Genomic DNA, 392 nt, shown 5'->3' with positions numbered 1-392 from the left:
GAAAGTGGAAAAGGCACTGAAGCAATTATTATATTACCAGCTGTACAAAATAAGGAATAAAAGTTACCGATGGAAGGTAACTTTTTATTTTATACTGCTTATTCATTTGTTTTTTCTTGTTTTGCTCGGCTAAATAAACTTTTAAATGTTTGAAAGAAACTTTGCTCTTTTGAGGCAGCAACCATTCTTTTTGTTTCTTGAATTTCTCGAATAACTTGCATAAGCTGTGCATCACGATTACTGTCCTTGTTATAAATTTGACTAACAAGTTTATTCATTTTTTCTTCCTGTTTGGATTCTCGTTTATACATATGATTCATTAATAAGTCCATCTTTTCTTTTTGTAATGCATCTGTTTGAGCGGCGTGCTCGACTAACTCTTGAAGCATTTT

At 31.6% G+C, this 392-nt stretch carries 1 protein-coding gene; it reads right to left on the bottom strand.

Translation table 11 applies throughout. From position 1 onward, the window contains the following. Positions 1-98 precede the first annotated feature (98 nt). A partial coding sequence (locus MR167_RS31875) for a DUF3967 domain-containing protein (RefSeq protein ID WP_242316266.1) occupies positions 99-392 on the bottom strand: 294 nt, incomplete at its 5' end.

The sequence above is a fragment of the Bacillus cereus group sp. BfR-BA-01355 genome (assembly GCF_022663675.1).
Classification (GTDB): domain Bacteria; phylum Bacillota; class Bacilli; order Bacillales; family Bacillaceae_G; genus Bacillus_A; species Bacillus_A thuringiensis_S.
Note: the sequence above shows the minus strand (reverse complement) of the source record. Positions and strands in the feature narration are given on the sequence as shown.